This is a genomic window from Streptomyces durocortorensis (assembly GCF_031760065.1).
In the GTDB taxonomy this organism is placed as follows: Bacteria; Actinomycetota; Actinomycetes; order Streptomycetales; family Streptomycetaceae; genus Streptomyces.
On the sequence record NZ_CP134500.1, the window covers coordinates 753034 to 773583 of the forward strand.

Here is a 20550-nt window from a genome sequence, read left to right on the forward strand (position 1 = left end):
CCGGGGCTCATCACCGCGCCGCGCAGCCGTCCCGAGCAGTCGTGCGGCGCGCGACGCGTCAGCCCCCTCACGGCGCCGGGAACCCCACCGGCCAGGTGTGCACCGGCTCCCCCGCGTGCATCAGCTCGGCATAGCGGCGGGTGGTGGCCGCGAGCGCCGCCTCCCTCCCGAGTCCGGCCTCCAGGGCCCGACGGTAGGTGGCGACCTGCCAGGAGGCCCCGTTGACGCGCCGTTTGCAGCGCTCCTCGATCACCCCGAGGTAGCGGTCCCGGTCCGCGGGCTCGATGTGCCAGGCGTCCAGCCCGGCGGCGGCCAGCGGCAGCAGCTCCTCCAGGACCAGCTGTACGGCGGGGATCCTGGTCAGTCCCCCGGAGCGGCCGGAGCGGGGCCAGATCATCTCTGCCTCGATGCCGTGACGGCAGGCCTCGGTGAAGTTCTCCTCGGCGGCCTCGAAGGGCAGTCTGCTCCAGACCGGCCGGGACTCCTCGGCGAGCGCCCGTACGAGCCCGTAGTAGAGCGCGGCGTTGGCGATCACGTCGGTGACGGTCGGCCCGGCGGGCAGCACCCGGTTCTCCACCCGCAGATGGGGCACGCCGTCGGCGATCCCGTACACCGGGCGGTTCCAGCGGTAGACGGTGCCGTTGTGCAGGACCAGCTCGGCCAGCTCGGGCACCCCGCCCTCGTCGAGGACCTTCAGGGGGTCCTCCTCGCCGCAGATCGGCAGCAGCGGCGGGAAGTAGCGCAGGTTCTCCTCGAAGAGCTCGTGGGCGGAGGTGATCCAGCGTTCCCCGAACCAGGTCCGCGGCCGCACCCCCTGGTTCGCCAGCTCAGGCGGCCGTACGTCGGTGGCCTGCTGGAACAGCGGCGGCCGGGACTCCCGCCACAGCTCCTTGCCGAACAGGAAGGGGGCGTTGGCGCCGAGCGCGATCTGGACGCCGGTGATCGCCTGGGCGGCGTTCCACACGTCGGCGAACCGGCCGGGCGTCACCTGGAGGTGCAGCTGCACCGAGGTGCAGGCTGATTCCGGGGCGATCGACGGCGAGGTACAGACCAATCGCTCGACGCCTTCGATATCCAGGGCGAAATCCTCCCCCCGGGCGGCCGCCATTTGGTCATTGAGCAGGGTGTAGCGGTCCACGTCCGAGAGATTCGCGGACACCACGTCGTGCTCCCCCAGGGTGGGCAGGATTCCGATCATCACGATCCCCGCATCCACCTCTCCCGCCTTGCGGTGAGCATAGGCCAGGCCGGTCCGCAACTCCTCCGAGAGCTGATCGAATACCCGGCCGCCCAGCCGGTGCGGGACGATATTCACTTCGAGATTGAACATCCCCAGTTCGGTCTGGAAATCGCGGCTCGCGATGCGCTGGAGCACTTGCTGGTTCATCATCCGGGGCATGCCGTCGGAGCCCGCGAGATTCAGCTCTATCTCCAGCCCCATCAGGTTCCGGGGACGGTCGAACCTCCGCTCCGCCAGAAGTCTGCCCAGCCCTTCCAGGCACTGGTTGAGCTTGGTGCGGTACTCCTGCCGGTCCGACAGGTCAAGGGCTCCCGCGGCGACCTTCTCCCCCATCGAGGGGTCCCTCCTCCAGTGGCGGCCCGCGGCCCAGGCCGCTCGCATCACGATCGATAATGCCCCGTGGAAGTGATCCGTAACGCCCCCACGGGCTTCCGATACCCGATAGTCTGGTGGAGGGAGACCGGGGGCACATTCCTACGGCATGCGGCCATCGGCATTTTCGCCCGGGGAGAGCATGCCGGAAGCCGTGGTGGAAACACCGACGAGTTTCGGCCTACCGCAGGGCCGGAAGGGGTCCAGGTCGAGGCCGGGAACAGCGGAGCACTTCACCAGAAATACCGCAACTCGAAGTCCGGATGGAGCCTTGCGCGAAATATCCCCGGCTGCTAGCGGAAACACTGTGTGAACACGCGTCATATAAACTCCGGTGGACGAGGCAGAGAGTTGATACGCATCGCCCGTCATCGGCCTCTTACGGCCCGAACGCCGACAGCGCCGTCTGCACCCGCCCACGCATCACCGTGTCTCCGAAGTGAGAGGCGACCCACTATGCCGCTGCATGTCCCCTCGGCTCCCGCGCCCGCCCTGCGCAGCGTGTCCGCGGCCCTCGGTTCTCCCACCGCCGTCCGCGAGGCCCGAACGTCCGCTCTCCGGTCCGTCCAGGGACCGCTGAGCCCCGAGCTACCGCTTCCCGTCCATGTGCTGGACCGGACCACTCCCGCCCGGACAGCTCCCCTCACGCGCCTCACTGCCTGGCGCTTCCTGATCCGCAGCGAGGGCCGTGCGGTGGCCGCGGCGGACACCGTGCTCACCCCCGACGGCTGGACGTTCTCGCACTTCTTCGAGGGGCCCTACCTCGCCTCGACGGAGCTGGCCGTGCGGCAGGCGGAGGCGTCGGCCGCCACCTATCAGGCGCGGCTGCTGTCCATCCCGGAGCTGTACATGCTCACCCTCTGGCTGCACGGCGACCCCGATGCCGACCCCGCGGACGGCGTGCTCGCGCCGACAGACGTGCTGGTACCCCTGGCGCCGGCCCCGCCGGGCATCGCCGCGCACCGCCTGCACCGGGTCGCCGACCTGCTGCCGGTGATCTCGCTGCGCGTGACGCCCGGGCCTCTGCTCAGCTCGGCCTGACCGCCCCCGCCCCGCCGCACGCCCTCGTAGCGGCCCGCATCCGCCCCGTACGTCCGTACGGCGGAAAGGGTCGCTGCGGGGGCGTCCTGCTGCCCACTCGGACTAGTCCCGTCCGGCCACCCCGAACCACCCAAAGGGACCCTGCAGTTGCGGTGAACCGTCCGCGCGGGTGATGCGTCATGGGAGGAGTACGGGAGCTGCAGCGAAATCCCTGCGGAATCACCCCCGTAGGGCAACACTGGGACCGGACCGACTGATACGGGGGCGGCCATGAACACCTCATCCAGCCGCAGGACACTCGACTCGACGCAGCGAAAGAACCCATCCATGTGCCAGCACCAGCCACCCTGCCCCACCGCCGACTCACCCGACCGGGAGGCGGCCCGCCTGACGGCCCACCACCCCGAACAGGGCTGGAGCCTTCTGTGCAACGGCGTCCTGCTCTTCGAGGACACCGGCGAACTGCTGCCCGACGGGCAGATCATCGCCCCGCACCGGCCGCTGGCAGCGGGCCGCGTGGTGAAGGCCGCCTGAGCGGTCGTACGAAACAGGGGCCGGCCCGGAGAGATCTCCGCACCGGCCCCGACGCATGCCCGGACCTACGCCACTCCGGGCGCACGTCCTACGACAGGCCGCTTCAGTTGTCGTACTCGTCCAGCGGCGGGCAGGAGCAGACCAGGTTCCGGTCGCCGAAGGCCCCGTCGATGCGGCGGACCGGCGGCCAGTACTTGTCGGCGGCGGACACACCGGCCGGGAAGACGGCCTCCTCGCGGCTGTAGCCGTGCTCCCAGTCACCGCCCAGCGCGCCCGCGGTGTGCGGGGCGTTGCGCAGCGGGTTGTCGTCCGCGCTCCACTCGCCGGAGGCGACCTTCTCGATTTCGGCGCGGATCGCGATCATGGTGTCGCAGAACCGGTCGAGCTCCGCGAGGTCCTCGCTCTCGGTCGGCTCGATCATCAGCGTGCCGGCGACCGGGAACGACATGGTCGGCGAGTGGAAACCGTAGTCGATCAGGCGCTTGGCGATGTCGTCGATGGAGACGCCGGTCGCCTTGGAGATGGGCCGCAGGTCGACGATGCACTCGTGCGCGACCAGTCCGGCCGGGCCGTTGTACAGGATCGGGAAGTGCGGCTCCAGGCGCTTGGCGATGTAGTTGGCGGCCAGCACGGCGACCTGCGTGGCGCGCTTGAGACCCTCGCCGCCCATCAGACGCACGTACGCCCAGGAGATCGGCAGAATGCCCGCCGAGCCCCACGGGGCGGCCGAGATCGGGCCCACCCCGGTCTCCGGGCCCGCGGCGGGCTGGAGCGGGTGGTTGGGGAGGTACGGGGCGAGGTGCGCGCGGACACCGACCGGGCCGACGCCGGGGCCGCCGCCGCCGTGCGGGATGCAGAAGGTCTTGTGCAGGTTCAGGTGCGAGACGTCGCCGCCGAACTTGCCGGGCTTGGCGAGTCCGACAAGCGCGTTGAGGTTGGCGCCGTCGACGTAGACCTGGCCGCCCGCGTCGTGCACCTCGCCGCAGATGTCGGCGACGTGCTCCTCGAAGACCCCGTGGGTGGAGGGGTAGGTGATCATGAGCACGGCGAGCTCGTCGCGGTACTGCTCGATCTTGGCGCGCAGGTCCGCGATGTCGACCTCGCCGTCGTCGGCGGTCTTCACCACGACGACCTTCATGCCCGCCATGACGGCGCTGGCGGCGTTGGTGCCGTGCGCGGAGGACGGGATGAGACAGACGGTGCGCTGGTCGTCACCGTTGGCACGGTGGTACGCCCGCACGGCCAGCAGACCCGCGAACTCGCCCTGCGAACCGGCGTTGGGCTGGATGGAGACGGCGTCGTAACCCGTGACCTCGGCGAGGCGCTCCTCCAGCTCACGGATGAGGGTCAGGAAGCCCTGCGCCTGCTCGGCCGGGGCGAAGGGGTGCAGCGCGCCGAACTCGGGCCAGGTGATCGACTCCATCTCGGCCGTCGCGTTCAGCTTCATCGTGCAGGAGCCGAGCGGGATCATGCCCCGGTCCAGCGCGTAGTCACGATCGGCGAGCTTGCGCAGGTAGCGCAGCATCGCGGTCTCGGAGCGGTGCTGGTGGAAGACCGGGTGGGTCAGGATGTCGTCGGAGCGCAGCGCCCCCTCGGGCAGCGCGTCGCCGACCGTGGCGTCCAGCGCCTCGATGTCGCCCTCGGCGCCGAAGGCGGCCCAGACAGCGGCGATCTGCGCCCGGGTGGTGGTCTCATCGCAGGCGATGGAGACGTGGTCGGCGTCGACGAGGCGCAGGTTGACCCCGCGCTCCCGGGCGTCCGCGACGATCCCCGCCGCCTTGCCGGGCGCCCGCACGGTCAGGGTGTCGAAGAACGCGCCGTGCACGACGTCGACGCCGGCGCCCCGCAGGCCGTCGGCCAGGATCGCGGCGAAGCGGTGCGTGCGCCGGGCGATCGTCCGCAGCCCCTCGGGGCCGTGGTAGACGGCGTACATCCCGGCCATGACGGCGAGCAGGACCTGCGCGGTGCAGATGTTGCTGGTGGCCTTCTCGCGGCGGATGTGCTGCTCGCGGGTCTGGAGGGCCAGGCGGTAGGCCTTGTTGCCGTCGGCGTCGACGGAGACGCCGACGAGGCGGCCGGGCAGGGAGCGGGCGAACTTCTCGCGGACCGCCATGAAGCCGGCGTGCGGGCCTCCGAAGCCCATCGGGACACCGAAGCGCTGGGTGGTGCCGACGGCGATGTCGGCGCCGAGGTCTCCGGGCGAGGTGAGCAGCGTCAGGGCCAGCAGGTCGGCGGCGACGGTGACGATCGCGCCGAGCTCGTGCGCCTGCTCGATGACGGGCTCGATGGCGCGGACGGCACCGGAGGCGCCCGGGTACTGGAGCAGGACGCCGAAGACGCCGCGCGCGGCGATCTCGGCGGGGATGCCGTCGCTGAGGTCGGCGACGACGACCTCGACGCCGGTGGGCTCGGCGCGGGTCTCGATCACCGCGATGGTCTGCGGCAGGGTGTCGGCGTCGACCAGGAAGACGCCGTTCTTGACCTTGCCGACGCGCCGGGCGAGCGCCATCGCCTCGGCGGCCGCGGTGCCCTCGTCGAGCAGGGAGGCGCCGGAGGTGGGCAGCCCGGTCAGCTCGGCGACCATCGTCTGGAAGTTCAGCAGGGCCTCCAGGCGGCCCTGGGAGATCTCCGGCTGGTACGGCGTGTAGGCCGTGTACCACGCGGGGTTCTCCATGACGTTGCGCAGGATGACGGGCGGCGTGAAGGTGCCGTAGTAGCCGAGGCCGATCATCGGGGCGAGCACCTGGTTGCGGTCGGCCAGCGACCGGAGCTCGGCCAGGACCTCGGCCTCGGTGCGCGCCGAGGGAAGGTTCAGGGCCTCCGCGCTCTTGATCACGTCGGGCACCGCGGCGGCGGTCAGCTCGTCGAGGGAGCCGTAGCCGACTTGGGCGAGCATCTTCGCCTGGGCCTCGGCATCGGGCCCTATGTGGCGCTGCTCGAACGGAATGCCCTGCTCCAGCTGGGAGAGCGGAGTGCGACGGGGGGTCATGGTGGAGGCCTCCTGGTCTGTCACGACCTGCGAGGGGCACCACGGCGCGGGTGCCCGGACGGCCTCCCCCTCTGTCATCTCAACCTGAGAGCTTCGCCGGCCCGCCCAAGGGCGTGCCGGCTTTCACCGTCGGTGAGGGTCGAGTCCGCCTGAGCCTGCGCCCGCACGGAACCGCCCTGCTTTCCAGAGTGACCTCATCCGTGCGGTACGGGGGCCTGAGAGATTCCGGGGAGGAGTTGCTCCTTCGGCGCCTCCGGATTCTTCACCGGAGGACTCTCCCGCACGGGGTCAGCAGCCAGTGCCAGCCTACCAGCGGCCATCAGCGCGGAGCTCTCAAGTGGCCGACACCACGGATCTGCACTTGTGTGGTGCTGGTGGGCATCAGGGACCGCCCTGAGCAGTCTGCGACCAGTGGGAGGCACCGTGCAGACCGATATCGATCCGCGCCGCCTGATCGGCCGCAAGGCATTCGATCGCAAGGGCACCAAGATCGGAACGGTGGATGAGGTCTATCTCGACGATGCGACGGGGGTCCCCGAGTGGGCGGCCGTCCGCACCGGCCTGTTCAGCAGGGACGCCTTCGTTCCCCTGGAACCCAGCGAATTCGTCGACGACACGCTGCGCGTCCCCTTCGACCGCACGCTGATCAAGAACGCGCCGGACTTCGGTGTCGGCAGGCATCTCTCGCCCGAGCAGGAACTCCAGCTCTACCGTCATTACGGACTGGACTCCTCGCCCCCGGAGGAACCGTCCACCGACCGTGACTTCGGCAGGCTGGCGGGCCAGGAGGAGTAGTCCGGCGCTTCTCGGACGAGCGGCAGCGGATCGGCGGGCCGCAGCAGCGCATCGTCGATACGGAAGGTGAGAACCCGGCCGGGCGCGCTCCACGGTTCCTCGAACCGGACGGTGACCCGGCCGATGCCGCTCCCCTGCACCCAGCCGTGCCCGTGCTCCTCGTGGTGCACGTCGTGTCCGGCGGGCCAGCGCCGGGCGGCGAGCTGCTCGGCGCTGTCCGCTTCCGGTTCCGGGACGGCCTCCTCTCCGGGTGCCCCCACAGCCTGCTCCTGCGGCTCGTGGGAGCGCCGCTCCAGCTCCCGGGCATCGGCGGCCTGCGCGAACAGATCCTCCTGAGTGAAGTCGGCCAGCCCCGTGACACCCACGCCCAGGAGCCGTACGCCGCCGGTGGTGTCGACGGACTCCAGCAGCCGCCCGGCCGCCTCCCGCACCACCGTGGGGTCGTCCGTGGGCCCCCGGAGCGTCTCGGAGCGGGTCAGCGTGGAGAAGTCGTAGCGGCGCACCTTCAGCACCACCGTGCGCCCCGACCGGTCCGCCGCGCGCAGCCGCTCCACGCACCGCACGGCCAGCCGCTCCACCTCGGCGCGCACCCGCACCCGGTCGTGGAGATCCACATCGAAGGTGTCCTCCACGGAGACGGACTTGGCGTCCCGCTCGGCGACCACCGGCCGGTCGTCGAGTCCCAGGGCCATCCGGTGGAGCCCGTGCCCGTGGGCCTTGCCGACCAGCCGCACGAGCTCCGCCTCGCCCGCCTCGGCCAGGTCGTGGATGCTGGTCATCCCCGCCCGCCTGAGGTGGTCGCCGGTGGCCGGCCCGACCCCTGGCAGGACGCGGACGGACATGGGGGCGAGCAGCTCGCGTTCGGTGCCCGGCTCGATGAGCAGCAGCCCGTCCGGTTTGGCCTGCTCGGAGGCGATCTTGGCGAGCATCTTGGACCCGGCCAGGCCGACGGAGCCGCTGAGTCCGGTCACCGCCCTGATGGCCGCCCGCAGTCCCTCCCCCGTCGCCCGGGCCGACGCCGCGTCGTCCGCCGCCTCGCCGGCCTCCAGGTCGACGAAGGCCTCGTCCAGGCTGAGCGGCTCGACCAGGGGCGACAGCCGCCCCAGGAGCTCCATCACCTGGTCGCTCACCGTCCGGTACAGCGAGAAGCGGGGCACCAGGTAAGCGGCGTTCGGCGCGAGCCGCCGGGCCTGGGCGGTGGGCATCGCCGAGTGCACCCCGAGGCGCCGGGCCTCGTACGAGGCGGTGGCGACCACTCCGCGCGGCCCGAGGCCGCCCACCACGACCGCTTTGCCGCGCAGGCTCGGCTTGGCCGCCTGCTCCGCCGACGCGTAGAAGGCGTCCATGTCCAGATGAAGGATGGTGGGCGCGGGTCTCACACCGTCGATGCTGCCCTACGGCACTGACAACGGGACGGCCCGGCGCCCCGTGGGGTGCCGGACCGTCCCGTGCTGTCCAGCTGTCTGTCCGTCCGACCCGGATCGTCCGGGGCGCTCAGCCCGCCCGGTTACGCCGCCGGGCCAGCTCGTCCGCGGGGTTGTGGCCGATGAGCGTCTCGCCGGTGTCGACCCGCTCCCCGTGCAGCTGCGAGAGCGCCACGTCCACGTCCCGCCAGACGACGCCCACGGCGATCCCGAAGACGCCCTGCCCGCCCTGGAGCAGGCTGACGACCTCGTCGGGCGAGGAGCACTCGTAGACCGTGGCCCCGTCGCTCATCAGCGTCATGCGCTCCAGATCCTGAAAGCCCCCGGCCCGCAGATGCTGGACCGTGGTGCGGATGTTCTGGAGAGCGACTCCGGTGTCCAGGAACCGCTTGACGATCTTGAGGAGGACCACGTCCCGGAAACTGTAGAGACGCTGGGTCCCCGACCCGTAGGCCGGACGCACACTCGGCTCGACCAGGCCCGTACGCGCCCAGTAGTCGAGCTGGCGGTAGGTGATGCCCGCCGCCGCGCACGCCGTCGGTCCGCGATAGCCGATATCGCTCGCCGCTGCCACGCCGTCCGCTGCCACCGCGGCCGGCTGTACCGGCTGCCTGATGGCGTGGTCGGCTCCACTGCCGTGCTGCGGATACGGCCCACCAGCCGCCGTACCGTCGCCGCTGCTTCTCACGCCGACCTCCGTCCTTGACCTGCCCACTCGAAGGTAGGCAGTCACTCGGGGTGCGTCAACGATCGCCACACTCGGCACGCCGAGTGATAATCACCCTGAGGGTGGTTTCCCGTGACTCGTTTCCGGGAAAGGCTTGCCGGATGCGCTGACGACACCCCTGCGGGACGGTCACTGACTGTTCGTACCGAAGTCCTCCGGCGAGATCTGGTCGAGGAATTCGCGGAACTTCTCCACCTCGTCCTCCTGCTCGTCGGGGATCGCGATGCCCGCATCGTCCAGCACGCCGTCACTGCCGTAGATCGGCGTGCCGGTCCGCAGGGCGAGCGCTATGGCGTCGGACGGCCGGGCGCTCACCTCCACCCCGCTGGCGAAGACCAGCTCCGCGTAGAAGACCCCTTCGCGAAGGTCCGTGATGCGCACCTCGGTGAGCTCCTGGCCCACGGCCTCCAGCACATCCTTGAACAGGTCATGGGTCAGCGGCCTGGCCGGAGCCATGCCCTGCTGGGCGAAGGCGATCGCGGTCGCCTCACCAGGACCGATCCAAATGGGGAGGTACCGGTCGCCTCCCACTTCACGCAGGAGAACGATCGGTTGGTTGGAGGGCATTTCCACCCGGACACCGACAACGTCGAGCTCGTTCACACAGCAACCCTAGGACGTGCTCGCCATGTTTGGGTAGTCGGGCTCCGCCGAGGTCAGTGCAGACGGCTCCGCAGAGCGGTCTGGACGAGTGCCGCGTGCAGCCGTACGGACAGCTCCGCGAGCTCGTTCGCGGTGGCCTCCGCATGGGCTCTGGTCTGCGGATTACGGTGTCGGCGCAGCGGCGCGACCACCTGCTCCACCAGGCCCGCCTCCCGGTCGGCGGAGGCCCGCATGGCTCGAAGGTGACGCGGTTCGAGTCCGAATCGCCCCAGATCAGCGACCAGCTTGGCTACGGTGACCATCTCGGCGTCGTAGCCGCCCTCGGGGGCCGGAACGATGAGCCCGTAGGACTCCCACTCCTCCAGCCGCTCCTCATCGACCTCGGCCGCCGCGAGCAGCTCGGCGCGCCCGATCCGCACGGCGGTGGCCGCACCCGGACCTGCGGCGTCCCAGACCCCGTCGGTCAGGTCCCGCCGATCGCCCGGAGAGGGCAGGACGGGCTGCTCTCCCCGCGCCAGGGCGTCCAGGTGCTCCCGGATGACCTTGAGCGGCAGATAGTGGTCCCGCTGCATGCGCAGCACCTGGGCGAGGCGCTCCACATCCCGCGGGGCGAACTTCCGGTATCCGGAAGGAGTGCGCTGCGGCTCGATGAGCCCCTCGGCCTCCAGGAACCGGATCTTGGAGATGGTGACTTCGGGAAACTCGTCGCGCAGCTCGATGAGCACCGTACCGATGCTCATCGAGCCCTCTTCCGCGGTGGCGGCGCCGTGACCGGCACCGCCTGTCGGTGTTCGCAGCATGGGCCTTCCTGGGGGTCCCCCCGGACAAGGAGTCCGGGGGCTGGTCACACGCCCCGCGGGCTCGCATAGAAGACCAGGCGGTACTTTCCGATCTGGACTTCGTCGCCGTTGGACAGCTGGACCGAATCGATGCGCTCACGGTTGACGTAGGTGCCGTTGAGGCTGCCGACATCTCCCACGGTGAAGCTACCGTCCGGACTCCTGCGGAACTCCACATGACGGCGCGACACGGTCACGTCATCGAGAAAGATGTCGCTCTGCGGGTGACGGCCGGCCGTCGTCAGATCACTGTCGAGCAGGAATCGGCTTCCGGAGTTCGGGCCGCGCCGCACGACCAGCAGGGCCGAACCACCCGGCAGCGCGTCGACGGCCGCCTGAGCCTCCGGGGAGAGCGAGGGCAGAGCCGTCTGCCCCGTCGCCTCCGCCTCGTACGCCTCAAGACCCGAGATCGAGATCGTCGACGTCGTCTCCGAGGCGCGCTCGGGAACGCCGCCCCTCAGCGGAGTACCGCAGTTGGAGCAGAACCTGCTGGCCTCCGCGTTGCGGTGACCGCACCTCGTGCAGACCGGCATCGACGAGCCCTCCGGGGTGAACCCTCCACCTGCACCTGAGGCTGATGGTTCGCCGAAACCTATTGCCCCGGCACCGGCAGGGTCAACAGACGACACGCCGGGTCCGCCCGTGGTACCGGACACCTCGTCACGGAAGAGCGGACGCTCCGCCTCCGGCTCCTCGGCCTGACCGTGGCGCGGAGCACGGTGGCGGGCAGCACTGTTGCTGTCCTCGCGTGCGCTCTTACCGAACAACTTCGCAAACAACTTCACGGGCGATTCCCCTTGACCGACATAGACCCGCCCGTGGGGCAGGACGAACCCTGAATGAATACACCTGCCGACCCGGACATCTTCACAACGTCCGTATCCACTCGACAGTTTCCACCACGCACCACCAATCCGGTGCGGCGACCCCCCGCAAGCTCCCGACCCGGTCCACCGGCCCGTACACTCACCGGACTCACGGGGATGACGACCGAGCGTAGTCAGGCCGCTGCGCCGGTCGCAAGGCGTCGACCACGATGTCGTCGGACCGCTCCACGACCACCGTGGCCTGCTCCTTCTCCAGCGTCTGGACCACACCGCCGGGGATGTTGAGCGCGGGCTCCAGGTCCTGCGGCTGGCCGATGACCGTGAACTCGTACGGCGCCTCGATCTTCTCGCCGTCCACCTGGACGTCCCCACCCTCTCCGGCGAAGTAGGTGTTGGCCACCACGCGCACCCCGTTGACCTCGATGGCCTCGGCGCCCGCCGCCCGCAGCTCCTGAAGTGCGTCGAGCAGCATGTCGGCCGCGACCGCCCGGGCCGGGTCACTGATCGTCAGGGTGATGCCGGGGCCCTGTGCCGCCACGGTGCCCGCGAGGATGCCGAGCTGACGCTCCTTCTCCCGCGTCTGCTTCCGGGCCTCCTCGGCCTGGTCGGAGCTGTTCTCCAGCTCGGTGCGCTGGTCGTCCAGGCGCTGCTTCTCGTCCTCCAGGCGCTGCGTCCGGTCGTCGACCTCGTCGAGGATGCGGACCAGGTCCTCCTGTCGGGCACCGCGCAGCGCACTGTCGTCGCCGGCGGACCGCACCTGGATGGCAAGCCCCAGACCGAGACCGAACAGCAGCAGGGCGACGATGAGTTGGGCCCGGCTGAGCCGGGGCGGCCACAGGCCCGCCAGCAGTCTCTGCCGCCCGGAGACCTCCTCGGCCGCAAGCGGGGGCACGGAAGCTTCCGGGGTGGCGGGCGCGCCGTCCTCGGGCTGGGGGCTGCGGATGTTCTCGTCGTTGTTCATCGGCCTCAAGCCCGGAAGACGTGGCGGCGGATCGCCGCGGCGTTGGAGAAGATCCGGATGCCGAGCACGACCACCACACCCGTGGAGAGCTGAGCGCCGACCCCCAGTTTGTCGCCGAGGAAGACGATCAGCGCGGCCACCACGACGTTGGAGAGGAAGGAGACGACGAAGACCTTGTCGACGAAGATGCCGTCGAGCATCGCCCGCAGACCGCCGAAGACGGCGTCGAGCGCGGCGACCACCGCGATAGGCAGGTAGGGCTCGACCACCGCCGGTACCTCGGGCCGGACCAACAGTCCGACCACGACTCCCACGACGAGGCCCAGTACGGCGATCACGATGTGCCCTTCCCTGTGTCTGCCGCACCACTGCCGGCGGCCTTCGGCTCTGCTGTACGGACGATCAGGCTCGGCGCGGCCGGAAGCCGCACCTTGGCCTGGTCGGACATGCTGGTGCGAATGTCGAAGCTCTCCTTCAGCGCGTTCAGATACTGGCCGTCGGCGCTGTCCCGGAACGCGGCCGCGAGCTTCTTCCCGTCCCCCACCACGAGCACCGTGTACGGCGGTACAAGTGGCCTGTTGTGGACCAGTATGGCGTCGCCGGCGGCTCGGATGGCGGACAGCGCGGTGAGCCTTTGCCCATTGATGGCGATGGCCTCGGCGCCGGACTCCCACAGCCCGTTGACCACACGCTGCATGTCCCGGTCGCGCACCCGCCCGGTGTCGGTGAAGCCGCTGGACTCCCGCGGCCCGCCGCCGCCCTGGTCGGTGTTCTTGGCGTCGTCCACGACGAGCTTCACACCCGGGCCCTCGACCGGGGTCGCCCCGGCCAGCAGGGACACCAGCTCCCCCTGGGCTCCCCCATGGCGCTCAAGGGCCTTGCGCTGGCGTTCGCTCACGTCGGCACGGAGCTTGTCGACATCCGACTCCAGCGTGTCCGCCGCCCTGGTCTCCGCGTTGATGCGGTCGATCAGTTCCTCGCGCTCCTTCGCGACGACGGGGGCCGCGATCCGCGCCTCGGCCGCGCCGAGGGTGACCACGAGGGCGGCCACCACCAGTCCCGCCGCCAGCCAGAGCTTCGACCTGAGCGTACGGGGCAGGCCCTCGCTCCCGTCGGCCTTTCGGCGCGCCGCGGCCTCCGCGTAGCCCTCGTCGAGGCTGTGGTCCATCACGTTGTTCAGCAGCGACATGGAGGCGTCGGGGCGTGCGGGCGGCGAGGCGGTGCTCCGATCGGGGGACTGCTGCGACATGCCGCACATCGTCGCACGTCACCACGGCTGCCGCCGAATGGCCCCACCGGTGTGCCGGAAGCCCCTGCCCGGGGCGTTCCGGCACACCGGTTCACAGCGACTAGCTGCCCGCGCTGTCCACGACCGCGGACCACTCGTCGAGCAGCGCCTGGGCCGAGGCGTCGTCCGGGCCTTCCGCCCACAGATGCGTCACGGCCTCGGCCCGGTCGGGCAGGACCATGATCCACCGCCCGTCCGCCTCGACCACACGCACCCCGTCCGTGGTGTCCACACTGCGCTCACCGGCCGCTTCGACGACCCGCCGCATGACGAGCCCCTTGACGGCCCAGGGCGTCGCCAGATCGCGGCGCAGGACATGGGCGCGGGGAATGCGCGCGTCGATCTGGCTCAGGGTGAGCTGGGTGCGCGCCACGAGCCCGATGAGCCGGACGAAGGCCGCCGTCCCGTCGAAGACGCTGCTGAATTCGGGAACGATGAACCCTCCGCGCCCGTCTCCTCCGAAGATGGTGGCTTCCTCACGGCCGACCCTGGTCAGGTCGTCGGGCGAGGTGGTCGTCCATTCCACCTGCGTACCGTGGTAGGCCGCCACCTGCTCGGCGACGCGCGTGGTCGTCACGGGCAGGGCGACCCGGCCGCTGCGCCGCTCGGCGGCAACGAGATCGAGGAGGACCAGCAGGGCCCGGTCGTCCTCGATGATCCGGCCCAGTTCGTCGACGAGGGAGAGCCGCTCCCCCACCGGGTCGAACCGCACCCCGAAGGCCGCCCGGGCCGAGGACACGATCTCCCCGAGCCGTACGAGCCCCGCGCGCCGGGTGTCGGCGGACTCGGTGGGCCGCGACTCGTCGAGCCCGGGATTGATCGTCAGCGCGTCCACCCCGAGCCGCCCGAGCAGGCTGGGCAGAACGAGTCCGGCGCTGCCGTTGGACGCGTCGACGACAACCTTCAGCCCGGAGTCGGCGATGCCCGTGATGTCGACGTTGCGCAGCAGCGAACCGGTGTACGAGTCGAAGACGCTGGACGGGAAGTACAGGTCCCCGATCTCACCGGGGAAGGCCCTGCGGTACTCCTGGCGCGCGTAGACCCGGTCCAGCTTGCGCTGCTGGGCCTGCGAGAGATCCGCGCCGCGCTCGTCGATGAACATGATGTCGACGGAGTCCGGCACACCGGGCGACGTACGGATCATGATGCCGCCCGCACTGCCGCGGGCCGTCTGCTGCCGGGCCACGGGCAGGGGGACATTCTCCAGGTCCCGTACGTCGATGGCGCTGGCCTGGAGGGCCGAGATGACGGCCCGCTTGAGTGCCCGCGCGCCTCGGGAGTGGTCACGGGCGGTCGTGACCGTGGACCCCTTCTTGAGGGTCGTGGCGTAGGCGCCCGCCAGCCGTACGGCCAGCTCCGGCGTGATCTCGACGTTCAGAATGCCGGAGACCCCGCGCGCGCCGAAGAGGTGTGCCTGTCCCCGGGATTCCCAGATCACCGAGGTATTGACGAACGCACCGGCCTCGATGGTCTTGAACGGATACACCCGTACGTTGCCCTGGATGATCGACTCCTCGCCGACCAGGCATTCGTCACCGATGACAGCGCCGTCCTCGATCCGGGCCGCACGCATGATGTCGGTGTTCTTGCCGACCACGCAGCCGCGGAGGTTGCTGTGCTGTCCGATGTAGACGTTGTCGTGGACCACGGCCTTGTGGAGGAAGGCACCCGTCTTGACGACGACGTTCGACCCCACCACCGTGTGTTCGCGGATCTCGACGTCCGCCTCGACCTTGGCATAGTCGCCGATGTACAGCGGCCCGCGCAGCACCGCGTCGGGATGAACCTCCGCGCCTTCGGCCACCCACACTCCGGGCGAGATCTCGAAGCCGTCGAGCTCCACGTCGACCTTGCGCTCCAGGACGTCGGCCTGGGCCTTCACATAGCTCTCGTGCGTACCGACGTCTTCCCAGTAGCCCTCGGCGATATAGCCGTAGATGGGCTTGCCTTCCTTCATCAACTGCGGGAAGACATCACCCGACCAGTCGACGGACGTATCGGCCTGGACGTAGTCGAAGACCTCGGGCTCCATGACGTAGATGCCCGTGTTCACGGTGTCCGAGAAGACCTGACCCCAGGTCGGCTTCTCCAGGAACCGCTCGACCTGCCCTTCCTCGTCCACGATGGTGATCCCGAATTCCAGCGGGTTGGGAACCCTGGTCAGACAGACCGTGACGAGTCCGCCCTTTTCCTTGTGGAAGGCGATGAGGTCAGTGAGGTCGAAGTCGGTGAGCGCGTCACCGGAAATGACGAGGAAAGTGTCGTCCTTCAACGCCGCCTCGGCGTTCTTCACGCTGCCCGCAGTGCCGAGTGGCTTCTCCTCGTTGGCGTAGGTGAGCTCCATCCCGAGCTCCTCGCCGTCCCCGAAATAGTTCTTGACGAGGGAGGCGAGAAACTGGACGGTCACCACCGTTTCACTGAGCCCATGCCGCTTCAGCAGCCGCAGCACATGCTCCATGATCGGCCGGTTGGCCACGGGCAGAAGCGGCTTGGGCATGCTTGAGGTCATGGGGCGAAGGCGTGTGCCCTCGCCGCCAGCCATCACGACGGCCTTCATGTCGGGAACGTCCTCCTAGAAGAGACGACGGTTAGCCGACTTCGCCCGTCGGGGCATCATTCAAGACAACTGCCGCGGACCGGCCACACTGCGCGGCACCGCATCAACGAGCTCAATCGGCTACTGCATCCGCCTTGACGAGTCGGCGGACCTGAACCACGTAGAGGATCCCTGCCCACCAATAGAGCGTTGTACCCCATCCTGCGAACGCCCATCCGAAAACGGCAGCCAGTGTTGCCAGCCAACCACTCCCGTCGCTGAGCAGCAACAAGGGGAACGCGTACATCAGGTTGAAAGTTGCAGCTTTCCCGAGGAAGTTGACCTGCGGCGGCGGATAGCCGTGGCGGCGCAGGATGGCCACCATCACGAGCAGCATCAGTTCCCGGGCGAGAAGGGCCGCGGTGAGCCAGAGCGGTAGGATCTCCCGCCAGGTGAGGCCGAGCAGGGTGGAGAGAATGTAGAGGCGATCGGCAGCCGGGTCCAGGAGCCGGCCGAGACTGCTGATCTGGTTCCACCGTCGGGCGAGCTTCCCGTCGAGGTAGTCGCTGATGCCGCTGAGCATCAGCACCAACAGCGCCCACCCGTCGCTGTTGGGACCGCCGAACACGGGGCGGAGAATCAGCCACAGGAAGAGCGGCACCCCGACAAGGCGAGCCATGCTGAGGATGTTGGGGATGGTGAGGACCCGGTCCGTCTGGACCCGAGTCTCCTGGACCTCCACCCGGGGGCCTCCTGTGAAGAACGTGCCAATGATGCCCCCTGACCTTACCCGCAGCTTCTGCCGACGGATGCACAGGGGTCCGCGCTCAGCTCTTGCTGCTGAACGCAGAAAAGCCCCGTACCTTGCGGTACGGGGCTTTCCCGGAAAAATTGTTCGGCGGCGTCCTACTCTCCCACAGGGTCCCCCCTGCAGTACCATCGGCGCTGAAAGGCTTAGCTTCCGGGTTCGGAATGTAACCGGGCGTTTCCCTAACGCAATGACCACCGAAACACTATGAAATTAACCAACACCGGACAACAACACGGCCGTTCGTTATTTCAGAACTAACACAGTGGACGCGAGCAACTGAGGACAAGCCCTCGGCCTATTAGTACCAGTCAGCTCCACCCGTTACCGGGCTTCCACATCTGGCCTATCAACCCAGTCGTCTACTGGGAGCCTTAACCCCTCAAGAGGGTGGGAATACTCATCTCGAAGCAGGCTTCCCGCTTAGATGCTTTCAGCGGTTATCCTTTCCGAACGTAGCCAACCAGCCATGCCCTTGGCAGGACAACTGGCACACCAGAGGTTCGTCCGTCCCGGTCCTCTCGTACTAGGGACAGCCCTTCTCAATATTCCTACGCGCACAGCGGATAGGGACCGAACTGTCTCACGACGTTCTAAACCCAGCTCGCGTACCGCTTTAATGGGCGAACAGCCCAACCCTTGGGACCGACTCCAGCCCCAGGATGCGACGAGCCGACATCGAGGTGCCAAACCATCCCGTCGATATGGACTCTTGGGGAAGATCAGCCTGTTATCCCCGGGGTACCTTTTATCCGTTGAGCGACAGCGCTTCCACAAGCCACTGCCGGATCACTAGTCCCGACTTTCGTCCCTGCTCGACCCGTCGGTCTCACAGTCAAGCTCCCTTGTGCACTTACACTCAACACCTGATTGCCAACCAGGCTGAGGGAACCTTTGGGCGCCTCCGTTACTCTTTAGGAGGCAACCGCCCCAGTTAAACTACCCATCAGACACTGTCCCTGATCCGGATCACGGACCCAGGTTAGACATCCAGCACGACCAGAGTGGTATTTCAACGACGACTCCACAACCACTGGCGTGGCCGCTTCAAAGTCTCCCACCTATCCTACACAAGCCGAACCGAACACCAATATCAAACTGTAGTAAAGGTCCCGGGGTCTTTCCGTCCTGCTGCGCGAAACGAGCATCTTTACTCGTAGTGCAATTTCACCGGGCCTATGGTTGAGACAGTCGAGAAGTCGTTACGCCATTCGTGCAGGTCGGAACTTACCCGACAAGGAATTTCGCTACCTTAGGATGGTTATAGTTACCACCGCCGTTTACTGGCGCTTAAGTTCTCAGCTTCGCCAACCCGAAAGTCAGCTAACCGGTCCCCTTAACGTTCCAGCACCGGGCAGGCGTCAGTCCGTATACATCGCCTTACGGCTTCGCACGGACCTGTGTTTTTAGTAAACAGTCGCTTCTCGCTGGTCTCTGCGGCCACCCCAGCTCACCGAGTAAATCGGATCACCAGTGATGGCCCCCCTTCTCCCGAAGTTACGGGGGCATTTTGCCGAGTTCCTTAACCATAGTTCACCCGAACGCCTCGGTATTCTCTACCTGACCACCTGAGTCGGTTTAGGGTACGGGCCGCCATGAAACTCGCTAGAGGCTTTTCTCGACAGCATAGGATCATCCACTTCACCACAATCGGCTCGGCATCAGGTCTCACCCTTAATGTGTGACGGATTTACCTACCACACGGGCTACACCCTTACCCCGGGACAACCACCGCCCGGGCTGGACTACCTTCCTGCGTCACCCCATCGCTTACCTACTACAAGTCTGGTTCATCGGCTCCACCACTACCCTCAACTCCGAAGAGATCGGGCCGGCTTCACGGACTTAGCATCGCCTGATTCAGTACTGGGCGTTTCAAAGCGGGTACCGGAATATCAACCGGTTGTCCATCGACTACGCCTGTCGGCCTCGCCTTAGGTCCCGACTTACCCTGGGCAGATCAGCTTGACCCAGGAACCCTTAGTCAATCGGCGCACACGTTTCTCACGTGTGTATCGCTACTCATGCCTGCATTCTCACTCGTGAACCGTCCACAACTCGCTTCCGCGGCTGCTTCACCCGGCACACGACGCTCCCCTACCCATCCACACAGGCGTTGGCCCTATATGTGTGAATGACACGACTTCGGCGGTACGCTTGAGCCCCGCTACATTGTCGGCGCGGAATCACTTGACCAGTGAGCTATTACGCACTCTTTCAAGGGTGGCTGCTTCTAAGCCAACCTCCTGGTTGTCTCTGCGACTCCACATCCTTTCCCACTTAGCGTACGCTTAGGGGCCTTAGTCGATGCTCTGGGCTGTTTCCCTCTCGACCATGGAGCTTATCCCCCACAGTCTCACTGCCGCGCTCTCACTTACCGGCATTCGGAGTTTGGCTAAGGTCAGTAACCCGGTAGGGCCCATCGCCTATCCAGTGCTCTACCTCCGGCAAGAAACACACGACGCTGCACCTAAATGCATTTCGGGGAGAACCAGCTATCACGGAGTTTGATTGGCCTTTCACCCCTAACCACAGGTCATCCCCCAGGTTTTCAACCCTGGTGGGTTCGGTCCTCCACGAAGTCTTACCTCCGCTTCAACCTGCCCATGGCTAGATCACTCCGCTTCGGGTCTAGAGCGTGCAACTCAAACGCCCTATTCGGACTCGCTTTCGCTACGGCTTCCCCACACGGGTTAACCTCGCTACACACCGCTAACTCGCAGGCTCATTCTTCAAAAGGCACGCAGTCACGACTGACAGCACAAGTGCTGCCAGCGACGCTCCCACGGCTTGTAGGCACACGGTTTCAGGTACTATTTCACTCCGCTCCCGCGGTACTTTTCACCATTCCCTCACGGTACTATCCGCTATCGGTCACCAGGGAATATTTAGGCTTAGCGGGTGGTCCCGCCAGATTCACACGGGATTTCTCGGGCCCCGTGCTACTTGGGTGGTTCTCAAACGAGCCGTTGATGTTTCAGCTACGGGGGTCTTACCCTCTACGCCGGACCTTTCGCATGTCCTTCGCCTACACCAACGGTTTCTGACTCGCCGACCAACCGGCAGATTGATCAAGAGAACTCCCACAACCCCGCATGCGCAACCCCTGCCGGGTATCACACGCATACGGTTTGGCCTCATCCAGTTTCGCTCGCCACTACTCCCGGAATCACGGTTGTTTTCTCTTCCTGAGGGTACTGAGATGTTTCACTTCCCCTCGTTCCCTCCACACTGCCTATGTGTTCAGCAGCGGGTGACAGCCCATGACGACTGCCGGGTTTCCCCATTCGGAAACCCCCGGATCAAAGCTTGGTTGACAGCTCCCCGGGGACTATCGTGGCCTCCCACGTCCTTCATCGGTTCCTGGTGCCAAGGCATCCACCGTGCGCCCTTAAAAACTTGGCCACAGATGCTCGCGTCCACTGTGCAGTTCTCAAACAACGACCAGCCACCCACCACCCCACCCCCGAAGGGACGAGTTCACTGGGGCCGGATCGAAGGACAGCCAAACGGCCATACCCTCAGATACCCAACAACGTGCCCGACCCGACCGATCCACCACCACG

Annotated in this window: 15 protein-coding genes, 2 rRNA genes and 1 riboswitch; of the genes, 3 read left to right on the forward strand and 14 right to left on the reverse strand. The window is 67.5% G+C overall.

What is annotated here, in order from left to right; translation table 11 throughout:
- Positions 1-67: 67 nt before the first annotated feature.
- Positions 68-1573: a glutamate--cysteine ligase gene (locus RI138_RS03210; protein ID WP_311118686.1), complete on the reverse strand. Its 1506-nt coding sequence runs from the start codon at positions 1571-1573 to the stop codon at positions 68-70.
- Positions 1574-2068: 495 nt separating this feature from the next.
- On the opposite strand from RI138_RS03210, the gene RI138_RS03215 reads away from it, so the two are divergent.
- On the forward strand, positions 2069-2653 hold the full coding sequence (locus RI138_RS03215) for a hypothetical protein (protein ID WP_311118687.1): 585 nt from the start codon (positions 2069-2071) through the stop codon (positions 2651-2653).
- Between the two features lie 327 nt (positions 2654-2980).
- Positions 2981-3187, forward strand: a complete 207-nt coding sequence (locus RI138_RS03220; protein ID WP_007452228.1) for a DUF5999 family protein — start codon at positions 2981-2983, stop codon at positions 3185-3187.
- A 103-nt stretch (positions 3188-3290) separates the two neighbouring features.
- Here RI138_RS03220 and gcvP read toward each other — a convergent pair whose 3' ends face one another.
- The gene (gcvP, locus tag RI138_RS03225) at positions 3291-6176 is read right to left on the reverse strand and encodes an aminomethyl-transferring glycine dehydrogenase (RefSeq protein WP_311118688.1); all 2886 of its coding nucleotides are present in this window, start codon (positions 6174-6176) and stop codon (positions 3291-3293) included.
- A gap of 193 nt (positions 6177-6369) precedes the next feature.
- Positions 6370-6467: riboswitch (glycine riboswitch) on the reverse strand.
- A 132-nt stretch (positions 6468-6599) separates the two neighbouring features.
- Here gcvP and RI138_RS03230 point away from each other — a divergent pair.
- Complete coding sequence (locus RI138_RS03230) at positions 6600-6971, forward strand: PRC-barrel domain-containing protein (RefSeq protein WP_311118689.1); 372 nt, start codon at positions 6600-6602, stop codon at positions 6969-6971.
- On the opposite strand, the gene RI138_RS03235 is transcribed toward RI138_RS03230, so the two are convergent.
- From RI138_RS03235 to RI138_RS03290, 12 genes are all read right to left on the reverse strand, one after another.
- Positions 6893-8350 carry a DNA polymerase IV gene (locus RI138_RS03235; RefSeq protein ID WP_311118690.1) on the reverse strand — a complete coding sequence of 486 codons (1458 nt, stop codon included), beginning with the start codon at positions 8348-8350 and terminating at the stop codon, positions 6893-6895. The genes RI138_RS03230 and RI138_RS03235 overlap by 79 nt on opposite strands.
- 115 nt (positions 8351-8465) lie before the next feature.
- The gene (locus tag RI138_RS03240; protein ID WP_311118691.1) at positions 8466-9083 is read right to left on the reverse strand and encodes a MerR family transcriptional regulator; all 618 of its coding nucleotides are present in this window, start codon (positions 9081-9083) and stop codon (positions 8466-8468) included.
- 168 nt (positions 9084-9251) lie between these two features.
- A complete protein-coding gene (locus RI138_RS03245; protein ID WP_006123076.1) occupies positions 9252-9725 on the reverse strand; it encodes a bifunctional nuclease family protein in 474 nt (157 codons plus the stop codon).
- A 53-nt stretch (positions 9726-9778) separates the two neighbouring features.
- Complete coding sequence (ftsR, locus tag RI138_RS03250) at positions 9779-10525, reverse strand: transcriptional regulator FtsR (RefSeq protein WP_311118692.1); 747 nt, start codon at positions 10523-10525, stop codon at positions 9779-9781.
- Positions 10526-10569: 44 nt separating this feature from the next.
- On the reverse strand, positions 10570-11349 hold the full coding sequence (locus tag RI138_RS03255) for an FHA domain-containing protein (RefSeq protein ID WP_311118693.1): 780 nt from the start codon (positions 11347-11349) through the stop codon (positions 10570-10572).
- 190 nt (positions 11350-11539) lie between these two features.
- The gene (locus tag RI138_RS03260; RefSeq protein WP_311118694.1) at positions 11540-12352 is read right to left on the reverse strand and encodes a DUF881 domain-containing protein; all 813 of its coding nucleotides are present in this window, start codon (positions 12350-12352) and stop codon (positions 11540-11542) included.
- A 5-nt stretch (positions 12353-12357) separates the two neighbouring features.
- Positions 12358-12690, reverse strand: a complete 333-nt coding sequence (locus RI138_RS03265; RefSeq protein ID WP_003970459.1) for a small basic family protein — start codon at positions 12688-12690, stop codon at positions 12358-12360.
- Positions 12687-13601, reverse strand: coding sequence for a DUF881 domain-containing protein (locus RI138_RS03270; protein WP_311118695.1), 915 nt, complete (start codon positions 13599-13601; stop codon positions 12687-12689). The genes RI138_RS03265 and RI138_RS03270 overlap by 4 nt, the downstream gene beginning before the upstream one ends.
- Before the next feature lie 100 nt (positions 13602-13701).
- On the reverse strand, positions 13702-16197 hold the full coding sequence (locus RI138_RS03275; RefSeq protein WP_311118696.1) for a mannose-1-phosphate guanyltransferase: 2496 nt from the start codon (positions 16195-16197) through the stop codon (positions 13702-13704).
- 112 nt (positions 16198-16309) lie between these two features.
- On the reverse strand, positions 16310-16918 hold the full coding sequence (locus RI138_RS03280; RefSeq protein WP_096629700.1) for a CDP-alcohol phosphatidyltransferase family protein: 609 nt from the start codon (positions 16916-16918) through the stop codon (positions 16310-16312).
- 151 nt (positions 16919-17069) lie between these two features.
- Positions 17070-17186 (reverse strand): 5S ribosomal RNA (rrf, locus tag RI138_RS03285).
- Positions 17187-17265: 79 nt separating this feature from the next.
- A 23S ribosomal RNA gene (locus RI138_RS03290) occupies positions 17266-20389 on the reverse strand.
- Positions 20390-20550 lie beyond the last annotated feature (161 nt).

Bases quoted from the DNA above. Each gene is read 5' to 3' on its own strand.
- RI138_RS03260 (WP_311118694.1), bottom strand. From the start codon at position 12,352: ATGAACAACGACGAGAACATCCGCAGCCCCCAGCCCGAGGACGGCGCG.
- RI138_RS03270 (WP_311118695.1), bottom strand. From the start codon at position 13,601: ATGTCGCAGCAGTCCCCCGATCGGAGCACCGCCTCGCCGCCCGCACGC.
- RI138_RS03275 (WP_311118696.1), bottom strand. From the start codon at position 16,197: ATGAAGGCCGTCGTGATGGCTGGCGGCGAGGGCACACGCCTTCGCCCC.
- RI138_RS03210 (WP_311118686.1), bottom strand. From the start codon at position 1,573: ATGGGGGAGAAGGTCGCCGCGGGAGCCCTTGACCTGTCGGACCGGCAG.
- gcvP (WP_311118688.1), bottom strand. From the start codon at position 6,176: ATGACCCCCCGTCGCACTCCGCTCTCCCAGCTGGAGCAGGGCATTCCG.
- RI138_RS03215 (WP_311118687.1), top strand. From the start codon at position 2,069: ATGCCGCTGCATGTCCCCTCGGCTCCCGCGCCCGCCCTGCGCAGCGTG.
- ftsR (WP_311118692.1), bottom strand. From the start codon at position 10,525: ATGCTGCGAACACCGACAGGCGGTGCCGGTCACGGCGCCGCCACCGCG.
- RI138_RS03220 (WP_007452228.1), top strand. From the start codon at position 2,981: ATGTGCCAGCACCAGCCACCCTGCCCCACCGCCGACTCACCCGACCGG.